Origin of the sequence: Streptomyces aurantiacus JA 4570 (assembly GCF_000414115.1) — a bacterium.
GTDB classification, from domain to species: domain Bacteria; phylum Actinomycetota; class Actinomycetes; order Streptomycetales; family Streptomycetaceae; genus Streptomyces; species Streptomyces aurantiacus_A.
In genome coordinates, this window is sequence record NZ_AOPZ01000559.1 from 1 (window position 1) to 19,586 (window position 19,586).

The following is a 19,586-nucleotide window of genomic DNA, read 5'->3' on the forward strand; positions in this document are numbered from 1 at the left end:
GCCACCGGCGCGTCGGGCAGCGGCCCGCACCGCGCCTCGCACGCCGCCGGGCCCACGACACCCACCACCGGCCCCGCCCCGCGCGCGGCCGGATCCCGAACTCCGGATTCCAGAAGGACATCAGGCGATGACTCCTGCCCTGACGGCACCCCCTGCCCAAAAACCGACCACCCGCCGCACCGACGCCGCCGACGAACCCGTCACGCGGCTCGCCCTCGCCGCCCGCGACGGCGACCCCGAGGCCGTGGAGCGGTTCGTGCGCGCGCTGCACCGGGACGTCCTGCGGTACGTCGCGCACCTCAGCGCCGACCCCGTCGCGCACCTCAGCGCCGACCCGCAGGCCGCCGACGACCTCGCGCAGGACACGTTCCTGCGGGCGCTCGGCAGCCTGCACCGGTTCGAGGGCCGCTCGTCGGCGCGCACCTGGCTGCTTTCGATCGCGCGGCGCACCGTCGTGGACAGCCTGCGGCACGCGGCGGCGCGGCCCCGGCTCTCGGACCGCGACGACTGGCAGGCCGCCGCCGAGCAGGCCCAGCCGCGCGGCCTTCCGGGCTTCGACGACGGCATCGCGCTCGCCGAACTGCTCGACGCCATACCGGCGGAGCGGCGCGAGGCGTTCGTCCTCACCCAACTGCTCCAGCAGCCCTACGCCGAGGCCGCCGCCGCCATCGGCTGTCCGGTCGGCACGGTGCGCTCCCGCGTGGCGCGGGCACGGGCCAACCTGATGGAGGCACTCGCGGCGGCATGAGCCGGGGGTGGGTGCCGCCGCCCGCGGCACCCACCCCGCCCGCCCGTGCCCACGACCCCTTTTCATGAAACAAAGTCGCGCCCGTTATGAATACGTCAGGGACCTCGGGCCGCAAAACTCCTCGCGGAATTGCCGATACCCGGCCCCCGGGTTGTCACGGGCCCTCCGTCCCGTTGACGGGACAGCCACGTGCAGGCTTTCTTTGTGGTGATACACAGGCAATTGAAGTGAAGGGGGAATTCAGTCATGTCCGAAATCGCACGGCCCTGTCGCGTTTCCCTTTCACGGTCCATGACGGCCCGTGGGGGAGGACGTACATGACGCGCTGCCCCCATCACCGGATGGGCCCGCTGCCGGAGTTCTTCGCGCCGGGCGAGGAGGACGTCAAGCGGATCGTCACGCCGAGCGGCGACAAGATGTGGCTCGTGCGGGACTACGCGCTCGGCCGCCTCGTACTCGCCGACCCGAGGTTCAGCAGGGCCGCCGCGGTCGGGCCGGACGCGCCGACGTACAACGACGCCCAGCCCGTGCCCGAGTCGATGATGAGCATGGACGGCTCGGAACACGCCCGCCTGCGCAAGACCGTCACCGGCGCCTTCACCGCCCGGAAGATGGCCGCGATGGCCCCGGGCATCGAGAAACTGACGGATCGTTACCTCGACGCGCTCGAAGCGGCGGGCCCCGGCGCCGACATCATGGAGCACCTGGGCACTCCCCTGCCGCTCGACGTCCTGTGCCAGCTCCTCGGCGTGCCGCTGGAGGACAGCGAGAGGTTCCGCGGCTGGGTCGAGGTGCTCTTCGACATCTCCGCCAGCACCCCGCAGGAGAAGGGCCGCAAGCGCCTCGAACTGAGCGCCTACATGGCCGACCTGCTCGCCGCCAAGCGTGGTGCGCCGCAGGACGACCTGCTCAGCTCGCTGATCGCCGCGCAGGACGACGGCAGGCTGTCCCCCGGCGAGCTGATCACCCTGGGGCTCACGCTGCTGATGGCCGGGTACGGGACCACCGTCGGCCAGATCGCCCTGAACCTGCACGTGCTGCTGTCCGAACCGGGCGCGTACCAGGAGCTCGTGGACCATCCCGAGCGCGTGGACGCGACGGTCGAGGAGCTGATGCGGCTGTCGCCCACGACGCCGCTGAGCTTCTCGCGCGTGGCCACCGAGCCGGTGCGGCTCGGCAGCGCCCTGGTGCGGGCCGGTGACGCCGTCGTCGTCTCGCTGCTCAACGGCAACCGGGACGGCAAGGTGTACCCGGACCCGGAGTTCCTGGAGCCCGAGGGCCGCGACCCCGTCCATCTCACGTTCGGGCACGGGCTGCACCGCTGCCTGGGGGCGCCGCTCGGCCGGATCCAGCTCCAGATCGTCTTCGCCCGCCTGGTCGGCCGGTTCCCGGGCCTGCGGTTCGCCGACCTTCCCGAACCGGCGGTCTGGAAGGACGGCATGGGCACCCGCGGGTTCGCCCGGATCCACGTCGACTGGTAGCCCGCCAACGGCTCTCCCTCGAACACCGCTTGACCTTCAGTGGGGAATGGCATGTCTGTTGACAACACCCGCAGCGACGCAGGGCCTGCGGGGGAACCCATAGCCGTCGTCGGGATGTCCTGCCGCTTTCCCGGCGTCCAGGGGCCCGAGGCGTACCGGCAGGTGCTCGCGAACGGCGCGGTCGGCGCGGTCAGCGACGGCGACGGCGATGGCGCGGACGACACCGACGGCTTCGACCCGGGCTTCTTCGGCGTGTCCCCGCGTGAGGCGACGACGATGGACACGCGGCAGCGGCTGCTCCTCGAACTGGCCTGGGAGGCCCTGGAAGAGGCGGGCATCCTCCCCGCCGATCTGCGGGGCGGGGACACGGGCGTCTTCCTGGGCGCGGCGACGGGCGAGTACGCCGGCCGCGTCTCCCGCGTCCTCGGCCTGCGCGGCCCGAGCCTCACCGTGACCGCCGGCCCGGCCTCCGCGCTGGTGGCCGTGCACCTGGCGTGCCAGAGCCTGCGCGCCGGGGAGTCCACTGTCGCGCTCGCGGGCGGCGCGGAGCCGCGCCCCGCGCCCGTACGGGAGCCCGTGCGGGGGCCCGTACGAGGGGAGGACGGCGCGGTCGTCGTCCTCAAGACGCTCGCGCGGGCCCTGGAGGACGGCGACCGGGTGCACGCCGTGCTGCGCGGCAGCGCGGTCGCCAACGACGGCGACGGGGCGGACCCGGCGGTGCCGCGCGAGTCGGGACCGACTGCGCCGCGCGAGTCGGACCTGACTGCGCCGCGCACGGACCCGACAGCCCCGCACGACGACGCGCGGCGCGAGCTGCTCCGGCGCGCCCATGAGCGCGCGGGCACGGACCCCGCCGAGCTCGGCCATGTCGAACTGGTCGGCCCCGGCGTCCCCGGCGGCGGCCCGGCCGAAGCCGCCGCCCCCGACGCGGTGGTCGGCTCCGCGGCGGGCATGGCCGGGCTCCTGAAGGTCGTGCTCTCCCTCGCCCGCGGCGATCTCACGCCGGGCGTCGCCGGGGTGTCGTCGTTCGGCGGCGGCACGAACTGCCACATCGTGGTCGCGTCCTCGCCGCCCGCCGAGTCCGCCACGGCCGCCCCCGGCGCGGGCCGGCCCGTCTTCCGCGTCGGCGTCCTGCCCTGGCCGCTGTCCGGCCGCACCGCGACCGCCCTGCGCGCCCAGGCCGGACGGCTGCGCGCGCACCTCGACGGCAGCACCGCGTCCGCCGCCGACCTCGCGCTCTCGCTCGCCACCACCCGTACCGCGTTCCAGCACCGCGCGGTCGTCCTCGGCGCCGGTCGCGCGGAGTTGGCGGCCGAGCTGACCGCGCTCGCCGCGAACCGCCGCACCGCGAACCAGGTCGTCGGCGCCGCCGCCCGGCCGCGCGAGCGCGTCGTGTTCGTCTTCCCCGGCCAGGGCCCGCAGTGGACCGGCATGGCGGGCGATCTGCTCGACACCTCGGACGTGTTCCGAGCGAGCGTCGACGCGTCCGTCCGGGCGCTCGCGCCGTACATCGACTGGGACCTCGAAGCGGTCCTGCGCGCCGCGCCCGGCGCGCCCTCGCTGGGGCGCGAGGACGTCGTGCAGCCCGCGCTCTTCGCCGTCATGGTGGGCCTCGCCGCCGTGTGGCGGTCCTTCGGCGTCGAGCCGTCGGCCGTCGTGGGGCACAGCAACGGCGAGATCACCGCCGCCGTCGTCTCCGGCGCGCTGTCCCTGGAGGACGGCGCGCGCGTCGTGGCGCTGTGGAGCAAGGCGATGCTGCGCGTCGTCGGCCGGGGCACGATGGTCTCCGTGCCGATGGCGGCCGAGGAGGTACGCCCGCGCCTGGCCCGCCACGGCGGCAGGCTCGACGTGTCGACGATCAACGGGCCCCGCCAGATCACGGTCTCCGGCGACGTGGACGCCGTCGATGACTTCCTCGCGGAGCTGGTCGCCGAGGGCGTACCGGCCAAGCGCATCCCGATCGACCTGGCGCCGCACTGCGCCGGGATGGAGGTGCTGCGCGAGGAGATCCTGGGCCTTCTGGAGCCGATCCGGCCGCGGACGCCGACGCTGCCCATGTACTCGACGGTGACCGGCGAGCCGATCGACTCGCCGTCGCTCGACGGCACGTACTGGATGAGCAATCTCAGCGGCACCGTCGACTTCGAGCGCACCGTCCGCCGCCTCGCGGACCATGACGCGTTCGTCGAGGTCACCCCGCACCCGGTGCTCACCCTGGCCCTCCAGCAGACGCTGGACGACACCGAATCGGACGCGGTCGTCGTGGGCACGCTGCGCCGCGACGAGGACGGACCGCGCCGCTTCCTGACCTCACTCGCCGAACTGCACGCCTGCGGCGGGCGCGTCGACTGGCGTCCGGCCCTCCCCACGGACGCCTCGGTGGTCGGGCTGCCGACGTACGCCTTCCGGCGCGGGAGCCACGCCGTCGCGCCGGACGACCAGGGCGCGGACGCCTCGTACACCGCACCCGCGGGGACCGCGACCGCTCGACCCGGCGCCGACGACGAGGAGTTCGAGGACTCGGGCCTGCGCGGCGCGAGCCGCGAGGAGACCGTCGAGCGGCTCATGGGGATCGTGCGCGCCGAGGCCGCGCTCGTCCTCGGCCGCGACGGGGACCGCGGCATCGACCCCCGGGGCGCGTTCAGCGACCTCGGCTTCGATTCCGTGACCGCCGTGGAGATGCGCAACCGCCTGGCCGCCGCGACCGGCCTGAAGCTCCCCGCCACCCTGCTCTTCGACCACCCCGACCCGCGGACCCTGGTGGACCGCCTCGCCGACGAGCTGGCCGGCACCAGGGCCGCCCCGCGGGCGACCGCCCGCCGGGGCGGGTCCCGCGCGGCCGCCGACGACCCCATAGCGATCGTCGCGATGGCCTGCCGCTTCCCGGGCGACGTCGCGTCGCCCGAGGACCTGTGGCAGCTCGTCCTGGACGGGAAGGACGCCCTGTCGCCCTTCCCGGCCAACCGCGGCTGGCCCCTCGACGCGCTCTTCGACGACGACCCGGAGCGCGCGGGCCGCTCCTACGCCCGCGCGGGCGGGTTCCTGCACGACGCGGACCGGTTCGACGCCGAGTTCTTCGGCATCAGCCCGCGCGAGGCCACCGCGATGGACCCGCAGCAGCGGCTGGTCCTGGAGACGGTGTGGGAGGCCGTCGAGCGAAGCGGAATTGCCCCTTCCGAGCTGCGGGGCAGCGCCACCGGTGTGTACGTCGGCGCCATCAAGCAGGACTACGGACCGCGGCTCGACGCCGCCGACGAGACGGCCGGCGGCCATCTGATCACCGGCAACTTCACCAGTGTGGTCTCCGGCCGCGCCTCCTACACCTTCGGCTTCCAGGGCCCCGCCGTCACCGTCGACACCGCGTGCTCCTCCTCGCTGGTGGCCGTGCACATGGCCGCGCAGGCGCTGCGCGCGGGCGAGTGCGACCTCGCGTTCGCCGGCGGTGTGACCGTGATGTCGAGCCCCGGCCTGTTCATCGAGTTCAGCCGCAACCGCGGGCTCGCCGCCGACGGCCGCTGCAAGGCGTTCGCGGACGACGCCGACGGCACCGGCTGGGGCGAGGGCGTGGGCATGCTGCTCCTGGAGCGGCTCTCGGACGCGCGCCGCAACGGCCACGAGGTCCTCGCCGTCGTACGCGGCTCCGCGATCAACCAGGACGGCGCCAGCAACGGCCTCTCCGCCCCCAACGGCCCCGCGCAGGAACGGGTCGTCCTCGACGCGCTCGCGAACGCAGGACTGTCCGTCGCGGACGTGGACGCCGTCGAGGCGCACGGCACCGGCACCCGCCTCGGCGACCCGATCGAGGCGCAGGCGCTGCTCGCGACGTACGGGCGGCGCGAGGGCGCCGCCGCGCCGCTGTACCTGGGCTCGCTGAAGTCCAACATCGGCCACACGCAGGCCGCGGCGGGCGTCGGCGGGCTGATCAAGATGGTCATGGCGATGCGCCACGGCGTGCTGCCGCGCACCCTGCACATCGGCGAGCCGAGCACGCACGTCGACTGGGGCGCGGGCGCCGTCTCGCTCCTGACCGAGGCCCGTCCGTGGCCCGACACCGGCCGGCCGCGCCGCGCGGGCGTCTCGTCCTTCGGCATCAGCGGCACCAACGCGCACGTCGTCCTGGAGCACGTCCCGCAGGCCGCGGCCGACGCCGAGGAGGCTGTGGGCACCGGGGGTACCGGCGTCGTCCCGTGGACGCTCTCCGGCAAGAGCCCCGCCGCGCTGCGCGCGCAGGCCGAGCGGCTGCGTACGTATCTCGGCGACCGGCCCGAACCGGCGCCGCGCGACGTGGCGGCGTCCCTGGTGCGCACCCGTTCCGCGATGGAGCACCGCGCCGTCGTGGTAGCGGACAGCCGTGCCGAACTGCTCGCCGGGCTCGACGCGATCAGCCGCGGCGAGGACACGCCCGCGGCCGCCGTGGGCCGGGCCGGGCCGGGCGGGGGCACCGTGTTCCTGTTCCCCGGCCAGGGCGCCCAGTGGGTCGGCATGGCGCGGGAGCTCATGGCCGCGTCGCCGGTCTTCGCGGACCGGATGCGGGAGTGCGGCGAGGCTCTCGGACCGTTCGTCGACTGGGACTTCGCGGCGGAGCTCGACGGTCCGCTGGACCGCGTGGACGTCGTGCAGCCGCTGTCGTGGGCGATGATGGTGTCGCTCGCCGCGCTGTGGCGTGCGTACGGAGTGCAGCCCGCGGCCGTCGTCGGCCACTCGCAGGGCGAGATCGCCGCCGCCGTGGTGGCGGGCGCCCTCACGCTCCAGGACGGGGCGCGCGTCGTCGCCCTCCGCTCCCGCCTGATCGCCGAACGCCTCGCGGGCAAGGGCGGGATGGTCTCGCTCGGCCTGCCGCGCGCCGCCGCCGAGGCCCGCGTCGCCCCGTTCGACGGCCGGATCTCCGTGGCCGTGGTCAACAGTGCGTCGTTCACGGTGGTCGCGGGCGAGCCGGAGGCCCTGGACGAGCTGATCGAGGGCTGCCGGGCGGAGGAGGTCATGGCGCGCCGCGTCCAGGTCGACTACGCCTCCCACACCCGCCAGGTCGAGGCGCTGACGCACGAACTCCTCGACGTCCTCGCGGACGTCCGGCCGCGGGCGTCGCGGGTGCCCTTCTACTCGACCGTCGAGGGGGACGCCTTCGACACCACCGGGCTCGACGCCGCGTACTGGGTGCGCAACCTGCGCGAGACCGTGGAGTTCGAGAAGGTCGTCGACCGCCTGCTCGGCCTCGGCTTCGCCACGTTCGTCGAGGTCGGCACGCACCCGGTCCTGACCGTGGCCGTCGGTGAGACCGCCGACCGCGCGGGCGCGCCCGACGTGGCGGTCATCGGGTCGCTGCGCCGGGGCGAGGGCGGGCCCGTCCGGTTCGCCCGGTCGCTGGCCGAGGCGTACGTGCACGGCGTCGACGTCGACTGGAGCCCTCTGTTCCAGGGCGGGCGCGACGTGCCGCTGCCGACGTACGCGTTCCAGCGCGAGAGGTACTGGCTGACCGCGTCGGCCGCCGCGCCCGCGCCGCGCACGGCAGGCCACCCGCTCCTGAGCGACGCCATCGAACTGGCCGGCGGCCAGGGCTGGTTGTTCACCGGTGTCGTCGACCCGGACGTCCACGGCTGGCTCCTGGACCACACGCTCGTGGGGCAGCCGCTGCTGCCCGGCGCGGCCGTCGCCGAACTCGCCCTGTACGTGGGGCGGAAGGCGGGCGCGGAGCGTGTCGGCGACCTCACCCTGGAGCAGCCGCTGCTGCTGTCGGAGCCGATGGACGTCCAGGTGCTCGTGGGCGCCGCGGGTGCCGACGCGTCGCGTGCCTTCACGCTGTTCTCACGGCCCTCCGCGGCCACCAAGGACGACTGGAAGCGGCACGCCACCGGTGTCCTGGAGGAGGCCGGTGGCGCCGCCGGTGTCGTGGCGGGGTCCGGAGCCGCCGGTGTCGTGGCGGAGACCGGCGCGGCCACCGGCCCGGACGGTCCGGCCGCCCTCGCCCCGTGGCCGCCGGACGGCGCGTCGGTCGTGCCCATCGACGGCCTCTACGCCGAACTCGCCGGGATCGGCTACGAGTACGGGCCGACGTTCCAGGGCCTGCGCGCCGTCTGGCGCCGGGGAGCCGACCTGTACGCGGACGTCACGCTGCCCGAGGAGGCGCACGCCCAGGCCCGCGCCTTCCAGCTCCACCCGGCCGCCCTGGACGCCGCCCTGCAGACGCTGGTCAGCGGCGCGGCCGGCGAGGGCAGCCGCCTGGTGGTGCCGTTCGCCTGGGGCGGCGTCACCCTGCACACGCCCGGCGCGACCGCGCTGCGGGTACGGATACGCCGGCACGAAGGGGACTCCTGCTCCGTGCACATCGCCGACGACACCGGTACGCCGGTCCTCGACGCCGAGACCCTCACGGTGCGCGAGCTCCCGAAGGAGACGCTGGCCTCCGCCGCGTCGGCCGCGTCCGCGGGCGGCGCCGCCCTGTTCGCCCTGGAGTGGGTGGAGCGGGAGGCCCCCGGCGTACCGCCGACGGGCCCCTGGGCGCTCGTCGGCGCGGACCGCCCGGGGCTCGCGGACGCCGTCCGCGCCACCGGCGCCACCGCGGCCGGCTACGCCGACCTGGACGCCCTGCGTCATGCGGTCGACGACGGGGCCGAGGTGCCCGCCGTCGTCATCGCCACCGGACTTGGCGGCCTCGCCACCAGCGAGCCCGCCACCAGCGGACCCACCGCACCCAGCGGGTCCGCCACGGCCGGTGGGCCCACCGAACCCGGTGGGCCCACCGAGGCGGCCGCGCGAACCGCGCACGCGGCACTGGACCTGGCCCGGGCCTGGCTCGCCGACGAACGCTTCGCGGGCTCCCGGCTCGCCGTCCTGACCGAGCGCGCCGTCGCCGTCACCGCCGAGGAGCGGCCGGAGCTCACCGGCGCCCCGGTGTGGGGCCTGATCCGCTCCGCGCAGACGGAACACCCCGGCCGGTTCACGCTGATCGACACAGACACAGACACCGGCACCGGCACCGGCACCGGCACAGGCAGACATCCCAACTCCGCCGCCCTGGTCCACGCGATCGCCTCCGGCGACCCCCAACTGGCCGTACGCGGCGGGACGGTGTTCCTGCCGCACCTGCGGGCGCACCGCGCCGAGGCGGGCGACACCACCGGCGGAACCGGCGGTGAACCCAGTGCCGGGCAGCCGGTGTTCGGCGCGGACAGCCACGTACTCGTCACCGGCGGGCTCGGCACCCTGGGCCGCCTGGTCACCCGGCACCTCGTCCGCGCACACGGAGTGCGGCGGCTGCTGCTGACCGGCCGGCGGGGCATGGGCACGCCGGGCGCCGAGGAGTTCGTCGCCGAACTGCGCGCCGGGGGCGCCGAGGTGAGCGTCGCGGCCTGCGACACCGCCGACCGCGCCGCCCTCGCCGCCCTCCTGGACGGCGTGCCGGACGAGCACCCGCTGACCGGCGTGGTGCACGCGGCCGGTGTCCTGGACGACGCCGTGATCGGCGCGCAGACGCCCGGCCACCTGGACCGGGTGTTCCGGCCCAAGGCGGACGGCGCCGTCCATCTGCACGAGCTGACCCGCGAGTCGGGCCTCACGGCGTTCGTCCTGTTCTCCTCCTTCGCGGGGATGCTGGGCACCGCCGGGCAGGCCAACTACGCGGCGGCCAACGCCTTCCTCGACGCCCTCGCGCGGGCGCGCCGCGCCGAGGGGCTGCCCGCGCAGTCCATCGCGTGGGGCCTGTGGGCGGACGAGTCCACGATGACCGGCGACCTCGGCGAGGCCGACCTGCTGCGACTGCGGCGCTCCGGCGTCGGGACGCTGTCCGCCGAGGACGGTCTCGCCCTGTTCGACGCGGCGGTCGCCGACCCGGCGCCCGTCCTCGCGGCCGTCGTGCTCGACCCGCGCGCCCTGGACGCGGACACCGCACCGGTGATCCTGCGCTCCCTGGCCCCGCGCCGCGGCACCGCGGCACCGGCGCGGGACACGGCGGCCGAGCTGCGCGCGAAGCTGGACCGGGCGCCGCGGCGCGAGCACCGCCACATCCTGCTCCGGACCGTGCGCGCCGAAGCCGCGGCGATCCTCGGGCACACGCAGGAGAAGATCACGGCCGGCCGCCGCTTCCAGGACCTGGGCTTCGACTCGCTCACCGCGGTCGAGCTGCGCAACCGGCTGATCTCCGCGACCGGCGTCAAGCTGCCGCCCACGCTGGTCTTCGACCACCCGACGCCGGGTGACCTCGCGGAGCGCCTGCTCACCGCGCTGGCGCCGACGCCGCCGCCCGACGAGAACGCACCGGACACCGCGGACCCGCCCGGCGGCCCGCGCGTCAGCGAGAGCGACATCGACGACATGAACGCCGACGACCTGATCCGCCTGGCCATGGGCGACAGCGAGTCGTGACACAGCCCCCGGCAGGGAACTCCGGCGGGGAACCAGGGAGGGAGACACGATGGCGTCCGCATCAGACCGGCAAGTCGTCGACGCGTTGCGGGCCGCGCTGAAGGAGAACGAGCGGCTGAAGGCAGCCAACGCCCGGATCAGGGAGCGCGCCGAGGAGCCGATCGCGATCGTCGCGATGGCCTGCCGCTTCCCCGGCGGCGTCCGTTCCCCCGAGGACCTGTGGCGCCTGGTCACCGACGAGGTCGACGCGATCGGCCCGTTCCCCGCCGACCGCGGCTGGGACCTGTCGAACCTGTACGACCCGGACCCCGAGCACGCGGGCACCTCGTACGTCCGGCAGGGCGGATTCATCTACGACGCCCCGCGGTTCGACCCGGGCTTCTTCGGCATCTCCGAGCGCGAGGCGCACGCCGTCGACCCCCAGCAGCGGCTCCTCCTGGAGACCGCGTGGGAGGCGTTCGAGTACGCGGGCATCGACCCGGCGACGCTGCGCGGCAGCCGCACGGGCGTGTTCGTCGGCACGATGTACGACGACTACGCGGCGCGCGTCAAGGACCCGGCTCCCGAGGAGTACGAGGCGTATCTGACGCTCGGCAGCGCGGGCAGCGTGGCCTCCGGGCGGCTGTCCTACACCTTCGGCCTCCAGGGCCCGGCCATCACCGTGGACACGGCGTGCTCGTCGTCCCTGGTGGCGCTGCACCTGGCCGTCGACTCGCTGCGCCGCGACGAGTGCGCGATGGCCCTGGCGGGCGCCTCCACACTGATGGCCACGCCCCACTCCTTCATCGAGTTCAGCCGCCAGCGGGGCCTGTCCCCCGACGGCCGCTGCAAGTCCTTCTCGTCGTCCGCCGACGGCACCGCCTGGGCGGAGGGCGCGGGCCTGCTGCTGGTCGAGCGGCTCTCCGACGCCCGGCGCCTCGGCCACCCGGTCCTCGCGGTGGTGCGCGGCTCGGCCGTCAACCAGGACGGCGCGAGCAACGGCCTGACCGCGCCCAACGGCCCCGCCCAGGAGGCCCTGGTCCGGCAGGCCCTGGCCGGAGCGAGGCTGACCGGCGCCGACATCGACGTGGTGGAGGCGCACGGCACCGGCACGTCGCTCGGCGACCCGCTGGAGGCCAACGCCCTCATCGCCACGTACGGCGCGGCCCGCTCCGCGGACGACCCGCTGTACCTGGGCTCACTGAAGTCCAACATCGGCCACGCGCAGGCGGCCGCCGGTGTCGGCGGTCTCATCAAGATGACGATGGCGCTGCGCCACGGCGTGCTGCCCAGGACGCTGCACGTGGCGGAGCCCAGTCCGAACGTCGACTGGTCGAGCGGCACGCTGGAGCTGCTCACCGAGGCGAAGGCGTGGCCCGAGCGCGACCGGCCGCGGCGCGCGGCCGTGTCCTCCTTCGGCATCAGCGGCACCAACGCCCACGTGATCCTGGAGCAGGCACCGGAGATCCTGGACCAGGTCCCGGAGTTCGCGGCCGAGGGCACCGCCGAGGAGAGGGCCAGGGACGCCGCAGCGGGCAAGTCGGCGCCGCTGCCCGCCGTCCCGCAGGTGCTCTCCGCGAGCAGCGAGGCGGCGCTGCGCGCACAGGCGGAGCGGCTGCACCAGCACCTGACCGCCGACGCGTCGGCGGACGTCACCTCGATCGGCTTCTCGCTGGCCACCACGCGCGCCCACCTGGCGCACCGGGCGGTGTTCGTCACCGCCGAGCGCGACGAACTGCTCGCGCGGCTGCGCGCGTTCGCCGACGGCACGCCGGACCCGGATGTCGTGCGCGGCCGGGCCACCGAGGGCAGGACGGCGTTCCTGTTCGCGGGCCAGGGCGCACAGCGGGCGCGGATGGGCCAGGAGTTGTACGAGGCGTTCCCCGCGTACGCCGCGGCCTTCGACGCCGTGTGCGCCGCCGTCGACCCGCATCTGGCCACGCCGCTGCGCGACGTCGTGTTCGCCGCCGAGGACACGCCCGAGGGCGAGCTCCTGAACCGCACGGACTACACACAGCCCGCCCTGTTCGCCGTCGAGGTCGCCCTGTTCCGGCTCTTCGAGTCCTGGGGCGTCCGTCCCGACGCCGTCCTCGGTCACTCCGTGGGGGCCTTCGCGGCCGTCCACGCCGCCGGAGTGCTGTCCCTGGAGGACGCCGCGCAGCTCGCCGTCACCCGTGGCCGGATCATGCGGCGACTGCCGGCCGGCGGCGCGATGGTGGCGCTGCGGGCCTCCGAGGAGGAGGCCGTCGAGCTGCTCGCCGGATACGAGGGCGAGGTCTCGGTGGCGGCCGTCAACAGCCCCAGCTCGACCGTGCTCTCCGGCGCGAAGGAGGCGCTCGCCGCCGCCGTGCGGCCGTTCGAGGAGGCAGGCGGCAAGACCACTTGGCTACAGGTCAGCCACGCCTTCCACTCGCCGCTGATGGAGCCCGCGGTCGCCGAGTTCCGGGCCCTGGCCGCGCGGTTGACGTTCGCCTTCCCGCAGTTGACGGTCGTCTCCGACCTCACCGGGCGGCCCGCCGACCCCGACGAACTGGCGGACCCCGACTACTGGGCGCGCCACATGCGCCGGACCGTCCGCTTCCAGGACGGTGTGCGCGCCCTGGCCGAGGACGGCTGCACCCGCTTCGTGGGGCTGAGCCCGTCCGGCGACCTCACCGCGATGGCCGCCGAATCCCTCGCGGACACCGGGGGCGAGGGCCCCACCGCGCGGCCCGCGCACGACCTGATCCCCGCCCTCCGGCGGCGCGCCCCGGAGACCGCGACGCTGCTCGCCGCGCTGTCGCGGGTGCACGCGTCCGGCGGCGACGTCGACTGGGCCGAGGTCTTCGCGGGCCAGGGCGCGACGCGCGTCGAGCTGCCGACGTACGCCTTCCAGCGGCGCCCCTACTGGCTGGACCGACCGGTCAGGACCGGCGACGTGCGCTCGGCCGGGCTCGTCGCGCTCGACCACCCGATGCTGACCGCGATCGCGGAACTGCCCGGCCTGGACGGCCTGTTGCTGACCGGGCGCCTCTCCCTGGAGACGCACCCGTGGCTGGCCGACCACAGGGTCGGCGACCAGATCCTGGTGCCGGGCACCCAGCTGCTCGACCTCGCCGCGCGCGCCGCGCACGAGGCGGGCTGCGGCCTGGTGGAGGAACTGGTCCTGGAGGCCCCGCTGAGCGTCCCGGAGGGCCCCGGGGACACGGAGGTCCAGCTCCGGGTGTTCCTCGCGGCCCCGGACGCGTCCGGTGGCCGCGCCGTCACCGTGCACTCGCGCCGCGCGGAGGACGGCGACTGGGTGCGCAACGCCGGCGGCACCGTCGCCGGGGACGCGCCCGCCGCGGCCGCCGATATGTCGGTCTGGCCGCCGGAGGACGCCGAGCCGCTGCCCCTCGCCGTCGACGACCTGTACGCCGACCTGGCCGCGAAGGGGCTTTCCTACGGCCCCGTGTTCCGCGGCGTGAGGGCGCTGTTCCGGCGCGGCGACGAGGTCTTCGCCGAGGTGGCCCTGCCGGACGGCCGGCAGCCGGGGCCCGGCGGCTACCCGCTGCACCCGGCGCTCCTGGACGCGGCCCTGCACCCGTCCGCGCTCGGCGTCCTGACCGACGCCCCGGACGGCAGGACGCTCCTTCCGTACGCCTGGCACGACGCCCGCACGTTCGGCTCCGCCGACGCCGCGCTGCGCGTGCGGCTCGCCCCGGCGGGCCCGAACGCGATCGCCGTCGACGTGGCGGACGGCGCGGGCGAGCCGGTGGCGTCCATCGGTTCGCTGACGCTGCGCCCCGCCGCCGCGGGGGGCGCGGCGAGCGACCGCGACGGCCTGTACCTGCCGTCGTGGGAGGCGCTGTCCGAGCTGCCCGCCGCGCCCGCTTCCGAGCGGTGGGTGCTGCTCGGCGAGGCCCCCGAGACCGCCGAGGCCCTCGCGGGCGTCCTTGAAGGCACCTACGCGGACCGGGCCGCCCTCGTCGCCGCGCTCGCCGAGGACGAGGCGCCGGACGTCATCCTGCTCGCGGTCCCGGCCCACGCCACCGACGCCGTGTCGGACGCCGCGACGGTGCGCGCGTCGCTGCGCCACGTCCTGACGACGGCCCAACTCCTGCTCGCCGACGAACGGTTGGACCAGTCTCGGCTCGTCGTGCTCACGCGCGGCGCCGTCGCCGTGGACGCCGAGGCGCCCACCGGACGCCTAGCGCTGCGCGCCGTGTGGGGCCTGCTGCGCTCCGCGCAGGCCGAGCACCCTGGCCGCTACGCCCTCCTCGACGAGGACGGCACGGCCGGTTCCCGCGCGGCCCTGGAGGCGGCCGTCGCGACCGGCGAGGGCCAGCTCGCGCTGCGCGGCGGCACCGCCTACCGCCCGTCGCTGACCACGGCCACGCCGGAGGGCACGCTGCGCGCCCCGGCGGGCGTGCCGTGGTACCTCGACTACGTCGCCAAGTCGTCCTTCGCGCATCTGTCCCTGGAGCCGTGGCCGGAGGTCGAGGCCCCGCTCGCGGCGGGCCAGGTCCGGATCCGGCTGCGCGCGGCCGGCCTGAACTTCCGTGACGCGCTGCTCGCGCTCGGCGTGATCCACGCCTCCGTCGACGCCCAGGCTTCGGACAAGGGCCAGGGCGGCGAGGGCGCCGGTGTCGTCCTCGAAGTCGGCCCGGGCGTCACGGACTTGAAGCCGGGCGACCGCGTGATGGGGCTGATCGCCGGAGTCGGGCCGACCACGGTGACCGACCGCCGTCTGGTGTGCCCGATCCCCGAGGACTGGTCGTTCCGCCAGGCCGCCGCGGTCCCGGTGACGTATCTGACCGCGTACTACGGCCTGGTCGACCTGGGCCGCGTGCGCGAGGGCGAGTCGGTGCTCGTCCACGCGGGCGCCGGCGGCGTCGGCACCGCGGCCCTGCAGATCGCCCGGCATCTGGGCGCGACGGTCCACTCGACGGCGAGCCCGGGCAAGTGGCACGCGCTGCGCGCCGCGGGCGTGGCCGACGAGCGCATCGCCTCTTCGCGGACGCTCGACTTCGAGCAGAGCTTCCTGGCCGCCACCGGCGGCAGGGGCGTCGACGTCGTCCTGAACTCCCTCGCGGGCGAGTTCGCCGACGCGTCGCTGCGGCTGCTGCCGCGCGGCGGCCGGTTCCTGGAGATGGGCAAGACGGACCGGCGCGATCCCGCCGAGGTGGCGGCGCGGTACCCGGGCGTCGCGTACCGGGCCTACGACGTGCGCGAGCCCGGCCCCGACCGCATCCAGGGCATGCTCCTGGAACTGCTCGGACTCTTCGAGCGGGGCGCGCTGCAGGCGCCGCCCGTCTCCGCCTGGGACATCCGGCGCGCCCCCGAGGCGTTCCGCTACCTGAGCGAGGCCCGCCACATCGGCAAGGTCGTCCTCGACCTCGCCGACCCGGACGAGCCGTGGGACACCACCCGCGCCGCCCTCATCACGGGCGGCCTCGGCCGCCTCGGCCGGCTCGTCGCCCGGCACCTGGTGACGGAGCACGGCGCGCGGCAGCTGGTCCTGATGGGCCGTGCCGCGCCCCGCGAGGACGCCACCGAGGCCGCCGAAGCCACCGAAGCCACCAAGGCCGTCGCGGAGCTGCGCGCGCTCGGCGCCGACGTCCGCGTCGTGGCCTGCGACGCCGCCGACCGCGAGGCGCTCGCGGGCGCGCTCGGGGCGCTGGCGGCGGACGGCGTGCGCGTCGGCAGCGTCGTGCACGCGGCCGGCGTCCTGGACGACGGCGTCCTCGCCGCGCTCACGCCCGAGAGCCTGGACCGGACCCTGCGCCCGAAGGTGGACGCGGCACTCAACCTGCACGAACTCACCGAGTCCTACGGCCTGGACGCGTTCGTCCTGTTCTCGTCGCTCGCCGGAACCATGGGCTCCGCGGCGCAGGGCGGGTACGCCGCGGGCAACGCCTTCCTCGACGGCCTCGCCGAGTACCGGCGGTCCGTCGGCAAGCCCGGCGTCTGTGTCGCGTGGGGCCTGTGGGGCGGCGACGGCGGGATGGGCGCCGGTCTGACCGACACCGACCTCAGCCGCATGAGCCGTACCGGAGTGGCGCCCCTGACCACCGCTCAGGGCCTGCGGCTCCTGGACGCCGCGGTCCGCAGGGACCGTCCGGTGGCCGTGGCCGCCGCCTGGGACCTGGCTGGTCTGCGCGCGAGCGCGGCGACCGGCGGCGCCGTGCCGCCACTGCTCACGAGCCTGGTGCCGGAGACCGCGAAGGCCGCGCCCGCTGCCCCGGCGGACGGTGCGGCGGCGGGCGCCGGAACCGGCGACCGTCTCCTGGACACGGTCCTGAAGGAGGTCGCGGCCGTCCTCGGCCACACCTCGGGCGCGGTCGTCGACCCGCACGGCGCGTTCGACGAGATCGGCTTCGACTCGCTGACCGCCGTCGAGCTGCGCAACCGGCTGGGAGCGGCGACGGGCGTCAAGCTGCCCGCCACCTTCATCTACGACTGGCCGACCCCGGCCGGGCTCGTGGAGCACCTGAAGTCCGAGCGGCGGGACGGCGACGCCGATTCCGACGCCGATGCCGCCGTGGCCGTACTCGACGAGCTCACCAGGCTGGAGGCGGCCGTCGCCGACGCCCGTCTCGGCGACTCCGCGCGCGAGACCGTCGGCGACCGCCTGCGCGACCTGCTGACCAAGCTCGGCTCCGACGCCGCTCCCCGGTGAGCCCGCTCCCCCAGCAAGCCTGCGCCCCAGCCCGAAGGACAGGACTCGAAGGCATGACTCGCACCACGTGGCTACGTACGTTCCATCCGAAGCCGGACGCCGAGGCGCGCCTGGTGTGCTTCCCGCACGCCGGCGGCGCGGCGGTCGCGTTCACCGCGCTCTCGGCGGCGCTGCCCGCCGACATCGAGGTGGTGGCCGTCCAGTACCCGGGGCGCCAGGACCGGCGCGCCGAGCCGTTCGCGGACGACATCACGACGCTCGCGGCCGGCGCCGTGGAGGCGCTCGCCGGAGCCGGGTGCGACGACCGGCCGCTGTTCCTGCTCGGGCACAGCCTGGGCTCCCTGGTGGCGTTCGAGGCGGCCCGCCTCCTGGAGCGGCGGGGCGACTTGGGGCAACGGGGCGGCCTGGAGCGGCTGTTCGCGTCGGCGGCCTGGCCGCCCTCGGCCGACTGGAAGGCGGGCACGCCCGAGGACAGCGGCGACGACGTGATCGTCGAGCATGTGCGGTGGCTCGGCGGCGTACCGGAGGCGCTCCTCGACGACCCCGGGACCGTCGCGGAGATGGTCCGCCTGATGCGCGGCGACAACGAGGCGCTCGGCAACTACCGCTGCGCGGAAGGTGCCGCCGTGGCGGCGCCCCTCACGGTGCTGCTCGCCGAGGACGACCCGAAGAACACCGCCGAGCAGATGACCGGCTGGGCCCGCCACACCCGGGGCGCGTACGCCCTGGAGCCGCTGCCCGGCGGCCACTTCGCCCTGACCGAGCGGGACTCGGGGGCGGCGCCGCTGCTCACCCGGTACATCCGTGAGGACCTCAAGAAGGCGGCAACGGCACCGGACCCGGTGACCGCGGCGCAAGCATCGGCCCCGGCGCAAGCGGCGCCGACCGCACCGCGCGCGCCCCGTGCCGAACTGGTCCGGGAGATCTACCTGGCCGGGATCGCGGGCGAAAGGCCCAGGCTGTCCACGGACTTGACGACCCTGAAGGACGCGGCGCGCGCGGTCATGGAGCCCCGCGCGCACGCGTACGTCGCGGGCGACGCGGGCACCGGTGCGACGGGCCGCGCCAACCGCGAGGCGTTCGACCAGTGGCGGCTCCTGCCGCGCATGTGGAAGGGCGGCGGCGAGCGCGACCTGTCGGTGTCCCTGCTCGGCCGGCGCCTCGACGTGCCGGTGCTGCTCGCGCCGGTGGCCGCGCAGACGGTGGCGCACCCCGAGGGCGAGCTGGCCTCGGCCCGGGCCGCCGCCGAGGTGGGCGTGCCGTTCGTGCTCTCCTCGTTCTCCTCGCACTCCTTGGAGGACGTGGCGCAGGCGGCGGAGGCAGCGGGGGCGGCGGACTCGCAGCCGCGCTGGTACCAGCTCTACTGGCCGAACGACCCGGCGGTGGCCGAGTCCTTGGTACGCCGGGTCGCGGCGGCCGGGTACACGGCGATCGTGGTCACGGTGGACAACCCCACCTTCGGCTACCGTCCCTCGGACCTGGACACCGCGTACCTCCCGTTCGTACACGGCGAGGGCATCGCCAACTTCACGAGCGACCCGGTGTTCCGGTCCCAACTCCCGGAGGAAGCCGGGGAAATGGCGACCGTCGCCCACTGGGCGAAGATCGCATCCAACCCCACCCTCACCTGGGACGACCTGCCGCGGCTGCGCCGATGGACGGACCTGCCCCTCCTCATCAAGGGCATCCAGCACCCCGACGACGCCCACCGCGCACTGGCCGCGGGCGCCGACGGCGTGGTGGTCTCCAACCACGGCGGCCGCCAACTCGACGGCGGCGTGGCCGCGCTGGACGCGCTACCAGCGGTACGCGCCGCCGTCGGCCCGCACGTCCCGGTCCTCATGGACTCCGGCATCCGCACCGGCACGGACATAGTCAAGGCCCTCGCCCTGGGCGCCGACGCCGTCCTCTACGGCAGACCCTACGTCTACGGCCTCGCCCTGAACGGCCAGGCGGGCGCAGCCCACGCCCTGAGATGCCTCCTCGCCGACCTGGACCTGGCCATGACACTCACCGGCTGCCCGTCCGTCGCGGACATCACACGCGAACTGGTGGTCCTGCGGGGGCCGCTGCCCGAAGATCGTCCGGTGAGGGCCTCCAGGCGCTGAATGCGGTAGTGGACGGTGTTCACCTGCAGATGCAGGGCCTTGACGGTGCGCGCGCCCACGAACCGTTGTGCCGCAGGAAGACGTCCAGCGTCCGAGCAACATGGCGTACGACGCCCCCGAGTCACGCACCGGCGGCCCCAGCGCGCTGCTCCGGCAGACCGCCCGCGCACCCTCTGGCTCTCCGCCCAACGGTGTCCGGCCGCTGGGCGGGGGCCAGGAGGAGCAGAGCTTGAGTTCTGTCAGTCTCCCGCACCTGACGCCCGGTTCAGGCA

4 protein-coding genes and 2 pseudogenes are annotated in these 19,586 nt (G+C 75.4%); 5 read left to right on the top strand and 1 reads right to left on the bottom strand.

The annotated features are described in order from the left end of the window. The first annotated feature begins 127 nt into the window (after positions 1-127). The 5 genes and pseudogenes from STRAU_RS38350 to STRAU_RS44605 all read left to right on the top strand — a co-directional run bounded on the left by STRAU_RS38350 (position 128) and on the right by STRAU_RS44605 (position 19,314). Positions 128-748, top strand: a complete 621-nt coding sequence (locus STRAU_RS38350; RefSeq protein WP_016645773.1) for a sigma-70 family RNA polymerase sigma factor — start codon at positions 128-130, stop codon at positions 746-748. Positions 749-1,065: 317 nt separating this feature from the next. Continuing rightward, positions 1,066-2,229, top strand: coding sequence for a cytochrome P450 (locus STRAU_RS38355; RefSeq protein WP_037664702.1), 1,164 nt, complete (start codon positions 1,066-1,068; stop codon positions 2,227-2,229). A 51-nt stretch (positions 2,230-2,280) separates the two neighbouring features. Next, positions 2,281-10,587 (top strand): SDR family NAD(P)-dependent oxidoreductase, encoded by an 8,307-nt coding sequence (locus STRAU_RS38360; protein WP_063890401.1) that lies wholly within the window; start codon positions 2,281-2,283, stop codon positions 10,585-10,587. Between the two features lie 85 nt (positions 10,588-10,672). Continuing rightward, a pseudogene (locus STRAU_RS38365) lies at positions 10,673-17,206 on the top strand (type I polyketide synthase); the annotation flags it as partial. Positions 17,207-17,259: 53 nt separating this feature from the next. Then, positions 17,260-19,314: an alpha-hydroxy-acid oxidizing protein gene (locus tag STRAU_RS44605; protein WP_078621753.1), complete on the top strand. Its 2,055-nt coding sequence runs from the start codon at positions 17,260-17,262 to the stop codon at positions 19,312-19,314. Here STRAU_RS44605 and STRAU_RS45025 read toward each other — a convergent pair. Continuing rightward, positions 19,311-19,484, bottom strand: a pseudogene (locus STRAU_RS45025) (hypothetical protein); the annotation flags it as partial. The gene STRAU_RS44605 and the pseudogene STRAU_RS45025 sit on opposite strands and share 4 nt — an antisense overlap. Between the last annotated feature and the right edge of the window lie 102 nt (positions 19,485-19,586).